Raw genomic sequence first — 20,070 nt, forward strand, 5'->3', positions numbered from 1 at the left:
TCAGAGCGAAATCCTGCCGATGCAGATGTCCTTGAACATCACCCAGTCGCCCATCAGGCTGTAGATCGGGTGCCGAAAGGTGGCCGGCCGGTTTTTTTCGAAGAAGAAGTGGCCGACCCACGCAAAGCCATAGCCGCAGATGACGGCCGCCGGCAGCCAGAGCCAGTCGCCGGTGGCGATCGCCATGGCAAGACAGCCGATCACGCCGAGCGAGCCGATGAAATGCAGCCTGCGCGAAACGACGTTGCGATGCTCTTCGAGATAGAAGGGATAGAACTGGGCGAAGTTCGCGAAATGCTCCCCGTGTGCGGCGTGCGCCATGGCGGCCTCCCTGTCATGCTTGACTGATGTGCTGCGGCGCGTGGCGCGCCGGCTTTCCGACACCAGCAAGAATCATTCTGCGGCGGCGGCAGGCGCGGCGCAAGCGGGGGTTCCGGGGTTTGTTTCATGCCTGTCGCAGACCGCCTCGCGCGCATTCGAGCGCGAATGCAAACAGGGCGTCGAGCGTCGCGTCCGGCTGTTCAGTCATCATCGCGTGACCGGCGTCCAGTTCCACCGTCTGCACCGTCGTGCCGGCTTTTCTCAATGCATCGACGAGCGGACGCGACGCACGCGGCGGCGTCATGATGTCGCGGCGCCCGCTCAGCACGCACGCCGGACAGCGCACCGCGGCGGCCCGTTCGAGGGCCTCCGCGTAGGCATTGCACGCGCTGAAATCGGTATGAAAGAGCAGGGCTTCGCCCAGCAGACTCACGCGTTCCATCAGCCGCCGGTTCGCCCCTTGCAGCCAGAAGCCGGGCGCAGGGCTCGAAGGCTTCGCGGCAAGCGTCGAATGCGACCACTGATTGACCATCTCGATGGCCTCCGGCTCGTGCTCGCGGGCGGCGTCGAGCAGCGTCGCGGAGACGGTCATCGGCGCGGCGGTCGCGAGCAGCGCGAGACCCAGCGCACGCGCCGGATGGCGCGCGGCGGCGTCGAGCGCGATCAGCGACCCCATGCTGTGGCCGACGAAGACCGCCTGCCGCACGCCGGCTGCATCGAGCACGCCGATCACCCAGTCGGCCAGCGCGTCAATGGTGTGCAACGGCGGGCCGGCGCTGCGTCCATGTCCCGGAAGATCGAGCGCGAGCACGCCGAAGCCGTGATGCGCGAAATAGCGCGTCTGCAACGCCCATACGCTGTGATCGTGCTCCGCGCCGTGGATGAACACGACGGCCGGCCGCGCGGCGTCGAACGTTTTGCCGCCGGTATAGGCGTAGGCGGCCTCGCCGTGATGATCGAGCATCATGCGCGGCTCCCCAGCGGGGCGGCGGCGCCTGCGTTTTCAGCGGCCTTCTGTGCCGCCTTGAGCCCGCGCTTCAGGTCATCGATCAGGTCGTCCGGATCCTCCAGGCCGATCGACAGACGGATGCGCCCCGGCCCGATGCCCGCCGCGGCGAGTGCGGCGGCGTCCATGCGGAAATGGGTCGTGGAAGCGGGATGGATGACGAGCGAACGCGCATCGCCGACATTCGCGAGATGCGAAAACAGCGTGAGCGTCTCGATGAAACTGCGCGCCGCCGGCACGCCGCCCTTGATGTCGAAGCTGAACACCGCGCCCGCGCCGCGCGGCAACAGGCGCTGAGCAAGCGCGTGGTCGCGGTGGGTCAGCAGTTCGGGATAGGCCACGCCCTCGACTGCCGCAGAACCCAGCAGGAATTCGATCACCTTGCGTGTGTTCGCGATATGCCGGTCCATGCGCAATGGCAAGGTTTCGATGCCTTGCAACAGTTGCCACGCGGCTTGCGGATGCAGACAGGCGCCAAAGTCGCGCAGGCCTTCGCGGCGGGCACGCAGCAGGAACGGCGCGACGGTGCTTTCCTCGGCGAACACCATGCCGTGAAAGCCGTCGTAGGGCTCGGTGAATTCGGGGAAGCGGCCGTTGGCGAAGTCGAAGGTGCCGCCGTCGACCAGCACGCCGCCGATGGTCGTCCCGTGGCCGCCGAGGAACTTGGTCGCCGAGTGGTAGACGAGGTCCGCGCCGTGCTCGAAGGGGCGCAGCAGATACGGCGTCGTGAAGGTGGAATCGACCAAGAGCGGCGCGCCGTGCGCATGGGCGATTTCCGCGACGCCCGCGATATCGAGCACATCGAGCCCTGGATTGCCGAGCGTCTCGCCGAAGAACAGGCGTGTTTCGGGCCGTGCGGCCGCGCGCCAGGCGTCGAGATCGTGCGGCGCGACGAAAGTGGTGTCGATGCCGAAGCGCCGCAGCGTGTAATGCAGCAGGTTGTGCGAGCCGCCGTAGAGCGCACTGCACGCGACGACATGCGAGCCCGCGCCCATCAGCGTGGCGATGGCGAGATGCAGCGCGGCCTGGCCGCTCGCGGTGCCGATCGCGCCGACCCCGCCTTCGAGCGCCGCAACCCGTTCCTCGAAGACCGCGACGGTCGGGTTCGAGATGCGCGAGTAGACGTGCCCGGAGCGCTCCATGTTGAAGAGCGCGGCGGCGTGATCGCTGTCGCGGAAGGTGAAGGAGGTGGTCTGATAAATGGGTGTCGCGCGGGCGCCGGTGGTCGGGTCGGGCGCGGCGCCCGCGTGCAGCGCGAGCGTGTCGAAACGGTTGGCTGGCATCGTGGACGGCCGGCGCGCAGGGTGCCGGCGGGCGGCGGAATATGGGCCTTTCATCGTAACATCGGGGCTGGGGGTTCAAACTTAGGGCGAACGTTAGGGCTAACGTCAGGGCTAACATCAAGGCGAAGTCACGCCAGATGCATGCTCCGAAGCAAGCACTCGACATCGCGCAAAGCCTTGTCCATCCGGCCAGTGCGGGCGCTTACCGGGCCGTTCACCTTTTCTTTTGCGAGCCTTTCCGATAGCATCGATCCATCTTTGCCACCTCGTTTGCACCGCGGCCGCACGCCGCGAGCAACGCCGCTGGCGTCAACGTTTCAGGCTGCAGCAGGTATCGTGCAGGTATCGTGCGGCCATTCGCGAGGAGACAACCATGCGAGTCAGCGACATTCTCAAGGTGAAGGGCAACACCCTTTTCACCGTCACACCGGACACCCCGCTGGGCGAGGCCGTCGACACCATGGCGGCGCATGACATCGGCTCGCTGGTCGTCATGGAGTACGGCGACCTGGTCGGCATGCTGACCTTTCGCGAAATCATCGTGACCTTGCGTGACAACGGCGGCTCGGTGGGCACGTCCACCATCCGCAAGATCATGGACGACCATCCGGTCACCTGCACGCCGGAAACCGACGTGAACGAAGTCCGCCGCATGATGCTCGAGCATCACGTGCGCTATCTGCCGGTCATGGAGAAGCGTCAGTTGATGGGCGTGATCTCGTTCTATGACGTCGCGAAGGCGGTGGTGGAAGAGCAGGGCTTCGAGAACCGCATGCTGAAGGCCTATATCCGCGACTGGCCCGAGCAGCAGGAAGAAGCGCGCTGAGCGCGTCATCGTCTTGTGGCGGAGCTTCGGACGTTGAACTTGGAGCGGCTCGGGCGGACTGCTTGAGCAGCCTGTCCGAAGCTCGCGCCCCGAAAAGCGCGCCCGACCGGCGCGCTTTTTTTCGCCTCGCCCGACACCCTCTCTCGCTCCATTGATTTCCATTCGGGCGCGCCCGATACCCGACCTACCCGTAAAACATGAGCGACCATCCGCCGCGCACCCGAGAGCGCGACTCCCGACGTGCGCATGCCGCCGGCGAAAGCCAGTTCCGCCTGCTGCGCGAGCGCCGCTTCGCGCCGTTCTTCTGGACGCAGTTCCTGGGCGCGATGAACGACAACGTCTTCAAGGTCGGCTTCACGTCGCTCGTGACGTTCCAGGCGGCCCGTTTTTCCGGCGTCGATCCGAAGACGGCCGCGTTCCTCATTTCCGCCATCTTCATCGTGCCGTTCGTGCTGTTCTCGGCCACCTCCGGCCAGATCGCCGACAAGTACGACAAGGCCGTCCTTGCGCGCCTCGTGAAGAGCTTCGAGATTGTCGTGATGCTGATCGGCGGCGCGGGTTTCGTGTGGCACAGCGCGCCGCTGCTGTACGCCTGCACCTTCCTGATGGGCGTGCACTCCACCGTCTTCGGCCCGGTGAAATACGCCTATCTGCCCCAACATCTCGACTCGCATGAACTGGTCGGCGGCAACGGGCTGGTCGAGATGGGCACCTTCGTCGCCATTCTGATTGGCACGATCATCGGCGGGGCGGCGGCGGGGGCGTCCGAACATGGCGCGCTGCTGCTCGCCTGTGCGTGCTTTGTGTTCGCGTTGGTTGGCAGGGTGGCGGCCGCGTTCGTGCCGGCATCGGCGCCGTCGCAATCGGGGCTGCGCATCAACTGGAATCCGTTCTCGGAAACCTGGCGCAACCTGCGGCTCGCGAAATCCGACCGCACCGTGTTTCTGAGCCTGCTCGGCATCTCCTGGCTCTGGTTCGTCGGCGCGACCTTCCTGACCTCGTTCTTCAATTTCGCCAAGGACGTGCTGTCCGCCGACCCCGACGTCGTCACCGTCCTGCTCGCGACGTTTTCCATCGGCATCGGCACGGGTTCGCTGCTGTGCGAGCGCCTGTCGAAACGGCGTGTGGAGATCGGGCTCGTGCCGCTCGGGTCCATCGGCATCAGCGTGTTCGCGGTCGATCTGTTCTTCGCCAGCCACCGGATGGCGCCGGCCGAGCATCTGCTCGGCGTCGGCGAGTTTCTGCTCGCGCTGCCGCACTGGCGCATTCTCGCGGACCTGTTCCTGCTCGCGATGTTCGGCGGCTTCTACAGCGTGCCGCTCTACGCGCTGATCCAGGCGCGCAGCCAGCCCACGCATCGTGCGCGCATCATCGCGGCGAACAACATCCTCAACGCGTTCTTCATGATCGTCTCGGCGCTGATGGCGCTTGCGTTGACGTCCTTCGGCGTCGGCATTCCGGGGCTGTTCCTGACTACCGCGCTGCTGAATGTGGTGGTCGCCGTGTACATCTATTCGCTCGTGCCGGAATTCCTGCTGCGCTTCATCGCGTGGTTGCTGGTGCATACGTTCTATCGCATCCGTCTGGTCGACGCGCAGCACATTCCCGCGCATGGCGCGGCCGTGCTGGTGTGCAATCACGTGAGCTTCGTCGACGCCGTGGTGATCATGGCGGAAAGTCCGCGGCCGATCCGTTTCGTGATGGACCACCGCATCTTTCGCACGCCGCTGTTCGGCTGGATGTTCCGCCACGTGAAGGCAATTCCGATCGCGCCCGCGCACGAGGACGCCGCCATGCTCCAACGCGCCTACGATGCATGCGCCCAGGCGCTGGAAGAGGGCGATCTCGTCTGCATCTTCCCGGAAGGCAAGCTCACGCGTACGGGCGAGCTGAATCCGTTCCGGCATGGCATTGCCGAGATTCTGCGGCGCCAGCCGGCACCGGTCGTGCCGATGGCGCTGCGCGGCCTGTGGGGCAGCGTGTTCTCGCGTCATGAAGATGCGCAATGGCCGCGGCCGATCCGGCGCGGCGCCATGACCCGCCTGACGCTCGCGGTGGGCGAGCCCATCGCGCCCGAGAATGCGACGCCGCAGCATCTGCAGGAGGTGGTGTCGGCCTTGCGCGGGGCGCGTCGCTAGGGCGCGTCCGCGGGCGGCGCTGGCATAATGGCGGTTTCCCCCGACACTTTTTTCTCAGGTCGACGCTCATGTCCGGCAATACCCTTGGCACGCTCTTTACCGTCACGAACTTCGGCGAGTCGCATGGTCCGGCGATCGGCTGCGTGATCGACGGCTGCCCGCCCGGCATGGCGCTCACGGAAGCCGACATCCAGATCGAACTGGATCGCCGCCGTCCCGGCACGTCGCGGCACGTGACGCAGCGTCAGGAAGCGGACCAGGTCGAGATTCTCTCCGGCGTGTTCGAGGGCGTGACCACGGGCACGCCCATCGCGCTCCTGATCCGCAATACCGACCAGCGCAGCAAGGACTACGGCAACATCGCGCAGAGCTTCCGTCCTGGCCACGCGGACTACACGTATTTGCAGAAATACGGCGTGCGCGACTATCGGGGCGGCGGCCGTTCGTCGGCGCGTCTCACCGCGCCGACCGTGGCCGCGGGCGCCGTCGCGAAGAAATGGCTGCGCGAGAAGTTCGGCCTCGAGACGCGCGGCTGCATGAGCGCGCTGGGCGAAGTGGCGATTCCGTTCGAGAGCTGGGAGCACGTGCGGGAGAACCCGTTCTTCTCGCCGAACGCGCAGATCGTGCCGCAACTCGAGGAATACATGGACAACCTGCGCCGCGATGGCGATTCGGTCGGCGCGCGCATCGAGGTGGTGGCGAGCGGCGTGCCGGTGGGTCTTGGCGAGCCGCTGTACGACCGGCTCGACGCGGACATCGCCCACGCCATGATGGGCCTCAACGCCGTGAAGGCCGTGGAGATTGGCGCAGGCTTCGCGAGCGTCGCGCAACGCGGCTCGCAGCACGGCGACGAGATGTCGCCTGAAGGCTTCGTCACCAACAACGCGGGTGGCATTCTCGGCGGGATTTCGAGCGGGCAGGACATCACGGTGTCCATCGCGATCAAGCCGACGTCGAGCATCCGCACGCCGCGCCAGTCCATCGACAAGGATGGCGCACCCGCCACTGTGGAAACCTTTGGCCGTCATGATCCGTGCGTCGGCATCCGCGCTACGCCGATCGCCGAAGCGCTGCTCGCGCTGGTGCTGATGGACCACGCGCTGCGGCATCGCGCGCAATGCGGCGACGTCGTGGTGGGCACACCGAAGATCGCGGCTCAGGCGCCCGCGAAGTAAGCGGCGCGAGCGGACTCGAAGCCTGAGCACGCGCGGCGGTACCGCGGCCAATGCGGCTCGGGCGCCGTCGAAGCAGGCGGCGCGAGCAGACCTGAAACCCGCAATGAAAAACGGGCGCCACACTGGCGCCCGTTGTCATGTGTCGAACGATGCAGCCGGAACCCGGCCGCACGCCATCACATGTTCGGATAGTTCGGCCCGCCGCCGCCTTCCGGCGTGACCCACACGATGTTCTGCGTCGGATCCTTGATGTCGCACGTCTTGCAGTGCACGCAGTTCTGCGCGTTGATCTGCAGGCGTTCATTGCCGTCGTCGCTCTTCACGAATTCATACACGGCCGCCGGACAGTAGCGGCTCTCCGGACCCGCATAGGTGCGCAGGTTGACATCCACCGGCACCTTCGGATCCTTGAGCGTCAAATGCGCCGGCTGGTTTTCCTCGTGGTTCGTATTCGAGATGAACACGGACGACAATCGGTCGAAGGTGAGCTTGCCGTCGGGCTTCGGATAGACGATCGGCTTGCATTGCGAAGCCGGCTTCAGCATCTCGTGATCCCAGTGCTGATGGTGCAGCGTCCAGGGCACGTTGCCGCCCATCACCTTTTGCTCCAGGCCCACCATGAAGGTGCCGAGGTACAGGCCCTTGCTCATCCACTGCTTGAAATTGCGCGCGCGATACAGCTCCGTCTTGAGCCACGAGCTGTCGAACGCTTCCGGATAAGCCGTGAGTTCGTCGTTCTGGCGGCCGGCCTGCACGGCGTCGAATGCGGCTTCGGCGGCCATCTTGCCGGACTTGATCGCCGCGTGGCTGCCCTTGATGCGCGAGGCGTTCAGGAAGCCGGCGTCGTCGCCTGCCAGCGCGCCGCCGGGGAAGCTCAGCTTCGGCAGCGACATCAGCCCGCCCGCGGTGATCGCGCGCGCGCCGTAGGAAATGCGCTTGCCGCCTTCGAGGAACGCGCGGATCGACGGATGCGTCTTGTAGCGCTGGAATTCCTCGAACGGCGACAGATACGGATTCGAATACCCCAGCCCGACGACGAAGCCCACCACCACCTGGTTGTTGTCCATGTGATAGAGGAACGAGCCGCCGTAGGTGTCGGGTTCGAGCGGCCAGCCCGCGGTGTGGATCACGAGACCGGGCTTGTGCTTGACCGGATCGATCTCCCACAACTCCTTGATGCCGAGGCCGTACACCTGCGGATCAGCATCGCGGTTCAGCTTGAATTTGTCGATCAGCTGGCGGCCCAGATGCCCGCGCGCGCCTTCGCAGAACAGCGTGTACTTCGCGTGCAGCTCCATGCCGAGCTGGAAGTTCTCGGTCGGCTGGCCGTCCTTGCCCACGCCCATGTTGCCCGTGACCACGCCGCGCACCGAGCCGTCTTCCGCATACAGCACTTCGGCTGCGGGGAAGCCCGGGAAGATCTCGACACCCAGGGCCTCGGCCTGCTGGCCGAGCCAGCGCGTCACGTTCGCGAGCGAAATCACGTAGTTGCCGTGATTCTTGAAGTTGTCGGGGAGCAGCCAGTTCGGCACCTGCTTCGCGTCGTTCTGGGACAGGAACAGGAAGCGGTCCTCGGTCACCTCGACGTCGAGCGGCGCGCCTTTTTCCTTCCAGTCGGGAATCAGCTCGGAGAGGCCGCGCGGGTCCATCACCGCGCCGGACAGGATGTGCGCGCCGACCTCGGAGCCTTTTTCCAGCACGCACACGCCGATCTCGACGCCTTTTTCTTCCGCCAGTTGCTTCAACCGGATGGCCGCCGACAAACCGGCTGGTCCACCGCCGACGATGACGACGTCGTATTCCATCGATTCGCGGGGACCGTACTGCTCGATGAGGCTCGCCGGGGTCATCAATGCTCCTCTGTACTTTAGAATGCCCTTTCGGGTTCGGGGATCGCGTATTGTCGGGGAAGCTCCGGCAGCCCGCAACCGATGCTCGTCATATTCGCACGAACGTACTATTATGGCGGCGCCTGTGCCATCGGTGCCGACGCCGATGGCTTGCGGCGCGCGCCCGGTGCGCCGTCGAGGCTGAATCCACCGTGGAAAAGGAAGCACAATGGGCCGTTCGATCAACCTGGAAGGCAAGGTCGCGCTGATTACCGGCGCGTCCAGTGGCTTGGGCAAACGCTTCGCGCAGGTGCTGTCGCAGGCGGGCGCCAAGGTGGTGCTGGCGAGCCGCCGCACGGAGCGGCTAAAGGAATTGCGCGCGGAGATCGAGGCATCGGGCGGCGCGGCGCATGTCGTTTCGCTCGACGTGACGGATTACCAAAGCGTGAAGTCGGCGGTGGCGCATGCCGAGACCGAAGCGGGCACGATCGACATTCTGGTGAACAACTCGGGCGTCTCCACCACGCAGAAACTCACCGACGTCACGCCCGCCGACTTCGAATTCGTCTTCGGCACGAATGTGCGCGGGGCGTTCTTCGTCGCGCAGGAAGTGGCCAAGCGCATGATCATGCGCGGCAACGGCGCCGCGAAACCGGCGTACCGGATCATCAACATCGCCTCGGTGGCGGGGCTGCGGGTGTTTCCGCAGATCGGCGTCTATTCGATGAGCAAGGCCGCCGTCGTGCAGATGACGAAGTCGATGGCGCTCGAATGGGGCCGCCACGGCATCAATGTCAACGCGATCTGCCCCGGCTATATCGACACCGAGATCAATCACCACCACTGGAAGACCGAGCAGGGGCAGAAACTCATCTCGATGCTGCCGCGCCGCCGCCTCGGCACGCCGAACGATCTCGACGGCCTGCTGCTCCTGCTCGCGGCCGACGAATCGCAGTTCATGAACGGCGCCGTGATCTCGGCGGACGACGGTTTCTCGATCTGAGCGCGGCGCTTCCATCCGGTCAAACAGGCCTTCACACGGCAACAGGTAACGCAGTTTATGAGCAGCGAGCAGACCTTCCGCACGGTCATCGAATTGTCCATGCCGATCCGCTGGGGCGACATGGACGCCTTCGGGCACGTCAACAACACCGTCTATTTCCGCTACATGGAGCAGGTGCGGATTTCATGGTTCGAGCAGCTCGGCATCGTGGGCGGCCACGGCGCGGGCCAGGGGCCGGTGATCGTGAACGCGTCGATGGAGTTTCTCAGGCAGCTGCACTATCCCGGCGACGTGATCGGCCGGATGTCGGTGGGCCAGCCGGGACGCAGCAGCTTCGACACGCACTTCGAGCTGGTGCGCGCCGATGCGCCCGACACGCTGGTCGCGCGCGGCGCGGCGAAGATCGTGTGGATCGAGTACGCCGCGGGCAAGTCGGCGCCGCTGCCGGATGCGCTGCGCCACGTGATCGAGACGGGCGTATCCGTCGCCCTGTGAGGCTGTGGATTCAGGTGCCGAGCAGCCGCTGCAGCAGTTCGGTGGCGTTGCCGGTGTCGTACTTGCGCATGAGGCGCGCGCGGTAGATGTCGACGGTGCGCGGGCTGATGTCGAGCACGCGGCCGATCTGCTTGCTGGTCTTGCCCGTCACGAGCTGCGCGGCGATTTCACGCTCGCGCGGCGTCAGTTCGATGGCGACCCGCCGCGTCGCGCTCAGGTCCTCGAAGGTCCAGACGCCCGCTGCGTGCGGCGTGGCGCGGTCGAGCGCGCGGCCGGTCACGTGGCACCAGAAGAGTTCGCCATTGTTGCGCTTCATGATGCGGTCGTCGCTATAGGTGCCTTCGCGGCTGATATGCGCGGCGATCCGCTCGCCGATCCGCGCGAATTCGTCCGGCGACGGATACAGCACCTCGAACGACTGGCCGATGAGCGCCTCGCGCGGGGCGCCGAAGATTGCGCAGAGCTGCGCGTTGCAGTCCTCGATCGTGCGATCGCGCGAGAGCACGAGCCCGACGGGCGCGAGATGAAACGCGGTTTGATAGTCCAGTGCAGGCATCTGATCCGGGCGCCCGGGCGGGTGGCGCGGCGCGGCTGACGCAGCCGGGAACCAAACGCGCGCGGGCAATGACTTATGTATTTTTGCGTATTGTGCCGGATCAGCCGGGCAGCGTACTCTTTTGCCACGCTTCTGCCTCGCCAGCAGGCCGTCCGCGCGCCGGGTGACAGCGTCGTGACGGTTCACAAGCCGACGGATCAAAGCCGGTGCAAAGCCGCTCAACAGCCGTTTCTCAGTTGGTTTCACACATGGAAGGGACACACAGATGAACAAGGTCTATCCCAGCGCGAAAGCCGCGCTCGAGGACATCGTCAAGGACGGGCAGACATTCGCCGTCGGCGGTTTCGGGCTGTGCGGGATTCCCGAGGCGCTGATCGCCGCATTGCGCGACACCGGCGTGAAGGGCATCACCTGCATCAGCAATAACGCGGGCGTCGACGGCTTCGGTCTCGGGCAGCTGCTCGAAACGCGCCAGGTGAAGAAGATGATTTCTTCCTACGTCGGCGAGAACAAGGAGTTCGAACGGCAGTATCTGGCCGGCGAACTCGAACTCGAATTTACGCCGCAGGGCACGCTGGCCGAGAAGCTGCGCGCGGGCGGGGCGGGCATCCCGGCCTTCTTCACCAACACCGGCTTCGGCACCGTGATCGCCGATGGCAAGGAAACGCGCCAGTTCGGCGAGAACCACTACGTGCTCGAACATTCGCTGACGGCGGACGTTGCGCTCGTGAAGGCGTGGAAGGCCGACAAGTCCGGCAACCTGATCTACCGCCGCACCGCGCGCAACTTCAACCCGATGTGCGCGATGGCCGGCAAGACCACGGTGGTGGAAGTGGAAGAGATCGTCGAGGTGGGCGAGCTCGATCCGGACGCCATCCACACGCCTGGCATCTTCGTGCAGCGCCTGGTACTGAACGCGCAGCCCGAGAAGCGCATCGAACAACGCATCGTCCGCGCGAAAGGAGAGTAATCATGGCTTGGAATCGTGACCAGATGGCCGCGCGCGCGGCGCAGGAACTGCAGGACGGTTTTTACGTGAACCTCGGCATCGGCCTGCCGACGCTCGTCGCCAATCACGTGCCGGACGGCATGGAAGTGTGGCTGCAATCGGAGAACGGGCTGCTGGGCATCGGCCCGTCGCCGTATGAAGACGAAGTGGACGCCGATCTCATCAATGCCGGCAAGCAGACCGTGACCACTTTGCCGGGTTCGTCGATTTTTTCGTCGGCGGATTCGTTCGCGATGATTCGGGGCGGCCACATCAACCTGGCAATCCTGGGCGCCATGCAGATCAGCAAGAAGGGCGACCTGGCCAACTGGATGATCCCCGGCAAGATGATCAAGGGCATGGGCGGCGCGATGGACCTGGTCGCCGGCGTCAAGAAGGTGGTGGTGCTGATGGAGCACGTCGCCAAGGGCGACCAGCACAAGATCCTCGAAGAATGCTCGTTGCCGCTGACGGGCGTGGGCGTCGTGGATCGCATCATCACGGACCTCGGCGTGATCGACGTCACGGAGAACGGACTGCGGCTGGTCGAACTGGCGGACGGCGTGTCGGTCGAGGAAATCCAGCAGAAGACGGGTGCGCCGCTGGATGTCTCGGGCGTGAAGTGACGCGCGGGCCAGCGGTTTAAGCGCCGGATATTGAGCGGGCGCGGCTTTCGGGCCGCGCCCGTTTTGCTTTTTGCGATTGGCGGCGCAGGCGCGCCAGGGTCATCCATTCGGCCAGCGGGATTCCTGAGAGCTTCCGGTGAGCATTACGCGCCGTACAATCGTTGCAATCCAAGTCACCACCCGCACTCTCATTCGCGAGGACCGCTTCATGACCGCATCCATCGTCGTCGAACCCGTTCATTCGGACCTGAGCGAGCCGCGCCAGCGTTTCGTGCAATGCGCGAGTCCGGCGGGCCTGCATCGCGTGGCCTACACGGAATGGGGCGATCCTTCGAACCCGCGCGTGCTGCTCTGCGTGCATGGGCTCACGCGTTCGGGACGCGACTTCGACAAGCTCGCGAAGGCCTTCGCTCACGAGTACCGGGTCGTGTGTCCGGATGTGGTCGGGCGCGGGCTCTCGGGCTGGCTGGCAGACCCACGCTACTACGGCGTGCCGCAATATGTCGCGGACATGGTCACGCTGATCGCGCGGCTCAACGTGGAGACGGTGGACTGGTTCGGGACGTCAATGGGCGGACTGATCGGCATGGCGCTCGGCGGACTGCCGGACTCGCCCATCCGCAAGCTGCTCCTGAACGATGTCGGGCCGCATATCGAGCCGGTTGCGCTCGGGCGGATCGGCGAATACCTGGGCAAGCCGGCGCGCTTCGCTTCGCTCGAAGAGGGCGTGCGGCGCGCGGCGGAACTGGCGGCAAGCTTCGGGCCGCTCAGCGACGCGGAATGGGCCAGCATCAACACGCCGCTGCTGCGCGAGCGCGACGGCGGGTGGACCTTTCACTACGATCCGGCCATCGCCTCGCCGTTTTCATCGGTGACCGAGGAGCAGGCCGCCGCGTATGAGGCGTACCTGTGGCATTCGGTAGCGGCGATCGCTTCGCCAGTGCTGGTCGTGCGCGGCGAAACGTCCGATCTGCTCTCGCGCGAAACCGTCGAGCGAATGGTGAAAACGGGGCAAGCGGTGACGAGCGTCGAGATTCCCGGCGTGGGTCACGCGCCGGCGTTTCTTGCCGAGGATCAAATCGCCATTGCCAGCGGGTTCTTTCTGGGCGGCAGCAGCAGCGGGGCATAATATCGGGCTTGGCCGGATCCGCCCGGCTTCAGCGATCGTCCCTCTCCATCAATCATCGTCAGGAACTCATCATGGCAGTCATTCGTCATCACGTCGGCCCGCGTTTGTCCGAAACCGCGATTCACAACGGTACGGTCTATCTCGCCGGCCAGATCGCCGAGGACACGGACCAGGACATCACCGGACAGACGCGTGAGGTGCTTGGCCACATCGACCGCCTGCTGGAAGAAGCGAACAGCGACAAGGCGCATTTGCTGTCGGTGCAGATCTATATCTCCGATCTCGTGCATTTCTCGGGCATGAACGCGGTGTGGGATGCGTGGGTCGCCAATGGCAACACGCCGCCGCGCGCCACCGTCGAGGCCAAACTGGCCAATCCGGCCTGCCTCGTCGAAGTCGTCGTGATCGCGGCGCAGCGCACCTGAACCGTCGTATCGGCTGAAGCCGTCGCATTTCCCGCATGAGCGATACCGCCGTTCCCACCGAGACGTGGCCCGAGCCGTCCATCGACGACGCGCTCGCGTTCGTGCGCGAGCACGCGCGGGACGCCCGGCTGTCCACGGGCGAACTGCTCGCGGAGCACGCGGTGGGCACCGCGCGCCTCATGCAGACGCTCGATGTCGATGCGTACGCGGTTGCGGCGGCGGCGCTGTTCGCGCTGGCGCCGCATCTGGACGATCCCGAGAAGCTCATCACCGAACGTTTCGGGCCGGAAGTGCAGCATCTTGTCGGCGATGTCCGCAAGCTGTTGCGGCTGGGCTCGGTCAGCTCGCGCGCCACGCTGGCTGAATTTCCCGATACGCGCGACGCGCAGGCCGCCCGCCGCGCGCAGGTCGAGTCGCTGCGCAAGATGCTGCTGGCGTTCGCGCAGGACATTCGCGTGGTCTTGATCCGGCTGGCGTCGCGGGTGCAGACCTTGCGTTTTCATGCCGCGCACAAGACCGATCCGCCGCCGGACGTGCCGCGCGAAACGCTCGAGATCTACGCGCCGCTCGCCAACCGGCTCGGTATCTGGCAACTGAAGTGGGAGCTGGAGGACCTCTCGTTCCGCTTCCAGGATCCGGTTACGTACAAGCGCATCGCCAAGCTGCTCGACGAGAAGCGCGTCGAACGCGAAAGCTATGTGACCGAGGCGATCGCGCGCCTGCAGGGCGAGTTGGACACCGCGCACATCAAGGCCGAAGTGAGCGGCCGGCCGAAGCACATCTACAGCATCTGGAAGAAGATGCGCGGCAAGCATCTCGACTTCTCCGAGCTGAACGACGTGCGTGCGTTTCGGGTGATCGTCGGCGACATCAAGGATTGCTACACCGTGCTCGGCATCGTGCACAACCTGTGGCAGCCGGTTCCGCGCGAGTTCGACGACTACATCTCGCGCCCCAAGCCGAACGGCTACAAGTCGCTGCACACGGTCGTGATCGGCGACGACGGGCGCGCGTTCGAAGTGCAGATCCGCACGCAGGAGATGCATCAGTTTGCCGAGTACGGCGTGGCGGCGCACTGGCGCTACAAGGAGGCGGGTACGCGCGGTTACGCGGGCCAGGTGACCGCAAGCGAGAAATACGACGAGAAGATCGCGTGGCTGCGCCAGCTGCTGGCCTGGAAGGACGACGTCGAGGGTGACGGCGAGGGCGATGGGGAATCGGAAAAGCGCGGCTGGCAGCATCTGCGCGACGCCACCCTCGACGACGACCACATCTACGTGCTGACGCCGCAGGCCCGCGTGATCGCGCTGCCGCACGGCGCGACGCCGGTTGATTTTGCCTATCACCTGCACAGCGAGCTGGGGCATCGCTGCCGCGGCGCGCGCGTCGACGGCGCAATGGTGCCGCTGAATACGCAACTGCAGAACGGCCAGACGGTCGAGATCGTCGCGGTGAAGGAGGGCGGCCCCTCGCGCGACTGGCTCAATCCGCAACTCGGCTATCTGCACAGCCCGCGGGCGCGGCAGAAGGTGCGTTCGTGGTTCCTCTCGGCGGACGCGGCGGAGACCATCGCCGCGGGCCGGACGATCGTTGAAAAGACGCTGCAGCGCGAGGGCAAGACGTCCGTCAGCCTCGACCAGCTCGCCACGAAGCTCGGTTTCAAGACGCCGGAGGAGTTGTACGCGGTCGTCGGCAAGGATGAGTTCAGCCTGCGCAACATCGAGCAGGCGCTCTCCGACGCGCCGCCGCCTGAGCCCGAACCCGAAGCACCCGAACAGTTCGAGAAGCGCAGCAGCGGGCAGAGCGTGGCTCATGGCGCGTCGACAGGGGTGCTCGTCGTTGGCGTCGATGCCTTGCTGACGCAACTCGCGCGTTGCTGCCGGCCTGCGCCGCCGGACCCGATCGCCGGATTCGTGACGCGCGGCAAAGGCATGTCGGTCCATCGCACCGACTGCACGACCTTCAAGCGCATGGCGCAGCGCTCGCCGGAGCGCGTGCTGCACACAACCTGGTCGGCGGAGGTGATGAACGGGCGCGGCTCGTCGGTTTATCCGGTGGATCTGTCGGTGGAGTCGACCGACCGGCAAGGCTTGCTGCGAGATATTTCCGAGGTGTTCGCGCGCGAGAAGATCAACGTGATCGGCGTGAAAAGCCAGAGCCGCCGAAACGTCGCGTACATGCAGTTCACGGTGGAAGTGTCGAGCGCCGCGCAGATCCAGCGTGCCTGCACCTTGCTGGGCGAAGTACCGGGCGTGATCCGCGCGTCGCGGCGGGCTTGACGCCATGTCGGTGTTTTCTGCCTGACTTGCTGCAGCGGATTTCACCGAAAGATCCGCGGATCGGCGAATAAACTTGAAGTTTCCCCGGGCAAACCCTTGCCAAGGTTCGAAATACTCCATATAATCTCACTTCTTTCAGGCTCGTAGCTCAGCTGGTTAGAGCACCACCTTGACATGGTGGGGGTCGTTGGTTCGAGTCCAATCGAGCCTACCAACGAAAAAGAAGGCTTGCGAATTTCGGTTCGTGGGTGTTCAAACCGCGAAGGGCGCGCAAGCGGCGCCCGGTGCAAAAGGTGAATGAAAATGGCACGTCGAACGTTGACCGAAACAGTTTCGGAGCGACGCTAGTCGAGGACCTAATTCGCCTTCTGCCAAATTGTTTCGCGGTCAGTGTGAAAAGTGAATGCGGCCCCTCGATAGCGGGGCCGCATTTTTTTTGTCTTCCGATTTTCCATGTGGAATCGGTGAGGCAAGCCTCAAACGACATCGCCCGGCGTGCGCCGGCGTTCTGGAGAACGATATGGTTTCGGTACGTTTGCCTGATGGGTCGGTCCGTCAATACGACCACCCGGTGACCGTCGCGGAAGTCGCGGCATCGATCGGTGCGGGCCTCGCCAAGGCCGCGCTCGCCGGCAAGCTCAACGGCGAACTCGTCGATACCTCCTTCCTGATCGACCGCGATGCGTCGCTTGCCATCGTCACGGACAAGGACCCGGAAGGCGTCGATGTCGTGCGTCACTCCACCGCGCATTTGCTGGCGTATGCGGTGAAGGATCTGTTCCCCGAGGCGCAGGTGACCATCGGACCGGTCATCGACAACGGCTTCTACTACGACTTCGCCTACAGCCGGCCGTTTACCCCCGAAGATCTGGAGAAGATCGAAAAGCGCATGCAGGAACTCGTCAAGAAGGACGAGCCGGTGTCGCGCCGCGTGGTGTCGCGCAACGAGGCAGTCGAGTACTTCAAGAGCATCGGCGAGAAGTACAAGGCCGAGATCATCGAATCGATCCCCGAAAGCGACGAAATCAAGCTGTACTCGCACGGCGGATTCACCGACCTGTGCCGCGGCCCGCACGTGCCGTCCACCGGCAAGCTCAAGGTCTTCAAGCTGATGAAGCTTGCGGGCGCGTACTGGCGCGGCGACTCGAAGAACGAGCAGCTGCAGCGCATCTACGGCACCGCCTGGACCAAAAAGGAAGACCAGGAAGCCTATCTGCACATGCTGGAAGAAGCCGAGAAGCGCGATCACCGCAAGCTCGGCAAGCAACTCGACCTGTTCCATCTGCAGGACGAGGCTCCCGGCATGGTGTTCTGGCATCCGAAGGGCTGGTCGCTGTGGCAGCAGGTTGAGCAATACATGCGCCGTCGGGTGAACGAGGCCGGCTATCTCGAGATCAAGACCCCGATGGTCATGGACCGATCGCTGTGGGAAGCCTCGGGCCACTGGCAAAACTATCGTGAAAACATGTTCACGACCGAGTCGGAGAAGCGCGACTACGCCATCAAGCCGATGAACTGCCCGGGCCACGTCCAGGTGTTCAATCACGGTCTGCGCTCGTACCGCGATCTGCCGTTGCGTTACGCGGAATTCGGGTCGTGCCACCGCAACGAGCCGTCGGGCGCGCTGCACGGGCTGATGCGCGTGCGCGGCTTCGTTCAGGACGATGCGCACATTTTCTGCACCGAAGACCAGTTCATCGCGGAGTCGATTGCGTTCAATACGCTGGCCATGAGCGTGTACAAGGATTTCGGCTTCGATCACATCGCCATCAAGCTGTCGCTGCGTCCTGAACAGCGCGCGGGCAGCGACGAAACCTGGGACCGCGCCGAGCAAGGTCTGCGCGAGGCGCTGACCGCGTGCGGTCTCGAATGGGAAGAGCTCGAAGGCGAGGGCGCGTTCTATGGTCCGAAGATCGAGTACCACATCAAGGACGCGCTCGGCCGTTCGTGGCAATGTGGCACCTTGCAGCTCGACATGGTGTTGCCGGAGCGGCTGGGCGCCGAATATGTCGGTGAGGACAACAGCCGCCGGCGTCCGGTGATGCTCCATCGTGCAATCGTCGGATCAATGGAGCGTTTTCTTGGAATTCTGATCGAACACCACGCTGGCGCCATGCCGTCCTGGCTCGCGCCGATCCAGGCAGTCGTGCTCAATATTGCCGAAAGTCAGGCAGAATATGCCGCGAATCTGGCCCAATCGTTGCAAAAACAAGGGCTTAGAGTCGAGTGCGATTTGCGCAATGAGAAGATTAGCTATAAAATACGCGAGCACACGCTGCAGAAGGTGCCGTATTTGCTGGTCGTCGGCGACAAAGAGCGTGATGCGCAAACCGTAGCCGTGCGTGCTCGTGGCGGTGTCGATCTGGGCGTGATGCCGGTCGACGCTTTTCTGGAGCGTCTGCAGCAGGATGTGCGGGCGTTCAGGTAAGTCACTCGCAGCGCGGCTTGTCTTTTAATTTTTAGAGGAAACGTAACATCGCTACTGATAAGTCGTCACATCGCATCAACGGTGAGATTACCGCACCGGAAGTGCGCTTGGTCGGAGTGGACAACGAGCCGCTCGGAATCGTGAAACTGGCCGACGCGTTCCGTCAATCGGAACAGCTCGATGTGGATCTCGTCGAAATCGCGCCGCAGGCTTCTCCGCCTGTCTGCCGTTTGATGGATTACGGCAAGTTCAAATACTCGGAAGCGAAGAAGCTACACGAGGCGAAGTTGAAGCAGAAGATCGTGCAGGTGAAGGAAGTCAAATTCCGCCCTGGTACGGATGACGGTGACTACAACGTCAAGCTGCGCAACCTCACCCGCTTCCTCGAAGACGGCGACAAGACGAAAATCACATTGCGTTTCCGCGGTCGGGAAATGGCGCACCAGGAAATCGGCATGCGCATGCTGGAACGGTTGAAGTCGGATCTCGACGAATTCGGCCAGGTCGAGCAGATGCCGAAGATGGAAGGGCGTCAGATGATCATGGTGCTGGCCCCGAAGAAGAAGGGCAAGTAACCTCAAGCAACATGCAATGGATCGCGCGCCGTCGAATGGCGGTTGGCGCGGCATTGCCGGCAGTTTCAGGCCGGCGTCATCTCGGTGACGCCGGTCATGAAAAGCGGCGATTCTTCACCGAGTCGTCTGCAAACAAGTGGCGCGTGGGTTTCGAAGGGCGGGAAGGGGTCTTGGCCAGCACGGAAGGATCAGCCGCACACCCATGACCATCTAATAAACTGGAGTAGTTTCATGCCGAAGATGAAGACCAAGAAGAGTGCTGCGAAGCGCTTCGTGGTGCGTCCGGGCGGTACCGTCAAGCGCGGTCAAGCGTTCAAGCGCCACATTCTTACCAAGAAAACCACCAAGAACAAACGCCATCTGCGTGGCTCCACGGCTGTTCATGATTCCGATCTGAACTCCGTCCGCGCAATGCTGCCGTTCGCCTAACCTCAACTTAACTTAAGGAGCGCAACATGCCTCGAGTAAAACGTGGGGTTACCGCACGGGCCCGTCACAAGAAGATCATCCGTCTGGCCAAGGGTTACCGCGGCCGTCGCAATAACGTCTATCGCATCGCCAAGCAGGCGGTCATGCGCGCGGGCCAATACGCCTACCGCGATCGCCGCAACAAGAAGCGTGTGTTCCGCGCACTGTGGATCACGCGTATCAACGCGGCGGTGCGTCAGCACGACATGACCTACAGCGTGTTCATCAACGGCCTGAAGAAGGCTTCGATCGAACTCGACCGCAAGGTGCTGGCTGACATGGCTGTGTTCGACAAGGCTGCTTTTGCTGCGATCGTGAAGCAGGTGAAAGCCGCCGTTGCAGCCTAATTGCGAAATTAGTACTGCGTGGTTCGCCTTCTCGTCGCCGGTTGTTGACGGCGGCACGAAGGCAGAAAACGGGGCTCTCACCGAGCCCCGTTTTTGTTGGTCGGACGGTTTTGCACATCGCATGCGCACGCATCGGCGTGGATGAGCAAAACCGAACCTCTGTTTGAACTTCG

19 protein-coding genes and 1 tRNA gene are annotated in these 20,070 nt (G+C 64.1%); 15 read left to right on the top strand and 5 right to left on the bottom strand.

All coding sequences use genetic code 11. The features are described from left to right. The 3 genes from QCE88_RS07210 to QCE88_RS07220 form a co-directional block, all read right to left on the bottom strand. Positions 1 to 321 (bottom strand): Mpo1-like protein, encoded by a 321-nt coding sequence (locus QCE88_RS07210; protein WP_309900495.1) that lies wholly within the window; start codon positions 319 to 321, stop codon positions 1 to 3. Positions 322 to 445: 124 nt separating this feature from the next. Next, on the bottom strand, positions 446 to 1,288 hold the full coding sequence (locus QCE88_RS07215) for an alpha/beta hydrolase (RefSeq protein WP_309900497.1): 843 nt from the start codon (positions 1,286 to 1,288) through the stop codon (positions 446 to 448). Beyond that, positions 1,285 to 2,610 carry an O-acetylhomoserine aminocarboxypropyltransferase gene (locus tag QCE88_RS07220; protein WP_309900499.1) on the bottom strand — a complete coding sequence of 442 codons (1,326 nt, stop codon included), beginning with the start codon at positions 2,608 to 2,610 and terminating at the stop codon, positions 1,285 to 1,287. The genes QCE88_RS07215 and QCE88_RS07220 overlap by 4 nt, the downstream gene beginning before the upstream one ends. A 373-nt stretch (positions 2,611 to 2,983) precedes the next feature. Between QCE88_RS07220 and QCE88_RS07225 the strand changes: the two genes are divergently transcribed. The 3 genes from QCE88_RS07225 (at position 2,984) to aroC (ending at position 6,749) form a co-directional block, all read left to right on the top strand. Next, on the top strand, positions 2,984 to 3,436 hold the full coding sequence (locus tag QCE88_RS07225; RefSeq protein WP_309831746.1) for a CBS domain-containing protein: 453 nt from the start codon (positions 2,984 to 2,986) through the stop codon (positions 3,434 to 3,436). Between the two features lie 197 nt (positions 3,437 to 3,633). Next, entirely contained in the window at positions 3,634 to 5,574 is a 1,941-nt protein-coding gene (locus QCE88_RS07230; RefSeq protein ID WP_309900501.1) for an MFS transporter, read from the top strand. 68 nt (positions 5,575 to 5,642) lie between these two features. Further along, entirely contained in the window at positions 5,643 to 6,749 is a 1,107-nt protein-coding gene (gene aroC, locus QCE88_RS07235) for a chorismate synthase (RefSeq protein WP_309900503.1), read from the top strand. Between the two features lie 176 nt (positions 6,750 to 6,925). Here aroC and QCE88_RS07240 read toward each other — a convergent pair whose 3' ends face one another. Further along, positions 6,926 to 8,599: an electron transfer flavoprotein-ubiquinone oxidoreductase gene (locus tag QCE88_RS07240; protein ID WP_309900505.1), complete on the bottom strand. Its 1,674-nt coding sequence runs from the start codon at positions 8,597 to 8,599 to the stop codon at positions 6,926 to 6,928. Between the two features lie 208 nt (positions 8,600 to 8,807). On the opposite strand from QCE88_RS07240, the gene QCE88_RS07245 reads away from it, so the two are divergent. After that, positions 8,808 to 9,581 (top strand): SDR family oxidoreductase, encoded by a 774-nt coding sequence (locus QCE88_RS07245; protein WP_309831755.1) that lies wholly within the window; start codon positions 8,808 to 8,810, stop codon positions 9,579 to 9,581. Between the two features lie 57 nt (positions 9,582 to 9,638). Then, on the top strand, positions 9,639 to 10,076 hold the full coding sequence (locus tag QCE88_RS07250) for a thioesterase family protein (protein WP_309900508.1): 438 nt from the start codon (positions 9,639 to 9,641) through the stop codon (positions 10,074 to 10,076). A 10-nt stretch (positions 10,077 to 10,086) separates the two neighbouring features. On the opposite strand, the gene QCE88_RS07255 is transcribed toward QCE88_RS07250, so the two are convergent. After that, positions 10,087 to 10,632, bottom strand: a complete 546-nt coding sequence (locus QCE88_RS07255) for a LuxR C-terminal-related transcriptional regulator (protein ID WP_309900509.1) — start codon at positions 10,630 to 10,632, stop codon at positions 10,087 to 10,089. A 265-nt stretch (positions 10,633 to 10,897) separates the two neighbouring features. Between QCE88_RS07255 and QCE88_RS07260 the strand changes: the two genes are divergently transcribed. From QCE88_RS07260 to rplT, 10 genes are all read left to right on the top strand, one after another. Beyond that, on the top strand, positions 10,898 to 11,602 hold the full coding sequence (locus QCE88_RS07260) for a CoA transferase subunit A (RefSeq protein WP_309808011.1): 705 nt from the start codon (positions 10,898 to 10,900) through the stop codon (positions 11,600 to 11,602). Between the two features lie 2 nt (positions 11,603 to 11,604). Beyond that, positions 11,605 to 12,246, top strand: coding sequence for a CoA transferase subunit B (locus QCE88_RS07265; RefSeq protein ID WP_309900511.1), 642 nt, complete (start codon positions 11,605 to 11,607; stop codon positions 12,244 to 12,246). Positions 12,247 to 12,454: 208 nt separating this feature from the next. Next, complete coding sequence (locus tag QCE88_RS07270; protein ID WP_309900513.1) at positions 12,455 to 13,375, top strand: alpha/beta hydrolase; 921 nt, start codon at positions 12,455 to 12,457, stop codon at positions 13,373 to 13,375. A gap of 71 nt (positions 13,376 to 13,446) precedes the next feature. Next, a complete protein-coding gene (locus QCE88_RS07275) occupies positions 13,447 to 13,800 on the top strand; it encodes a RidA family protein (protein WP_309900515.1) in 354 nt (117 codons plus the stop codon). A 35-nt stretch (positions 13,801 to 13,835) separates the two neighbouring features. Continuing rightward, positions 13,836 to 16,079, top strand: a complete 2,244-nt coding sequence (locus QCE88_RS07280) for a bifunctional (p)ppGpp synthetase/guanosine-3',5'-bis(diphosphate) 3'-pyrophosphohydrolase (protein WP_309900518.1) — start codon at positions 13,836 to 13,838, stop codon at positions 16,077 to 16,079. A 137-nt stretch (positions 16,080 to 16,216) separates the two neighbouring features. Then, positions 16,217 to 16,293 (top strand) — tRNA-Val (locus tag QCE88_RS07285). Positions 16,294 to 16,599: 306 nt separating this feature from the next. After that, positions 16,600 to 18,507: a threonine--tRNA ligase gene (thrS, locus tag QCE88_RS07290; RefSeq protein ID WP_309900520.1), complete on the top strand. Its 1,908-nt coding sequence runs from the start codon at positions 16,600 to 16,602 to the stop codon at positions 18,505 to 18,507. 47 nt (positions 18,508 to 18,554) lie between these two features. After that, positions 18,555 to 19,082: a translation initiation factor IF-3 gene (infC, locus tag QCE88_RS07295; RefSeq protein WP_309903444.1), complete on the top strand. Its 528-nt coding sequence runs from the start codon at positions 18,555 to 18,557 to the stop codon at positions 19,080 to 19,082. 231 nt (positions 19,083 to 19,313) lie between these two features. Further along, on the top strand, positions 19,314 to 19,511 hold the full coding sequence (gene rpmI, locus QCE88_RS07300; RefSeq protein ID WP_006052501.1) for a 50S ribosomal protein L35: 198 nt from the start codon (positions 19,314 to 19,316) through the stop codon (positions 19,509 to 19,511). Between the two features lie 26 nt (positions 19,512 to 19,537). Then, the gene (rplT, locus tag QCE88_RS07305; protein ID WP_008350196.1) at positions 19,538 to 19,897 is read left to right on the top strand and encodes a 50S ribosomal protein L20; all 360 of its coding nucleotides are present in this window, start codon (positions 19,538 to 19,540) and stop codon (positions 19,895 to 19,897) included. The last annotated feature ends 173 nt before the right edge of the window (positions 19,898 to 20,070 follow it).

It is taken from the genome of Caballeronia sp. LZ035, assembly GCF_031451175.1.
Classification (GTDB): Bacteria; Pseudomonadota; Gammaproteobacteria; order Burkholderiales; family Burkholderiaceae; genus Caballeronia.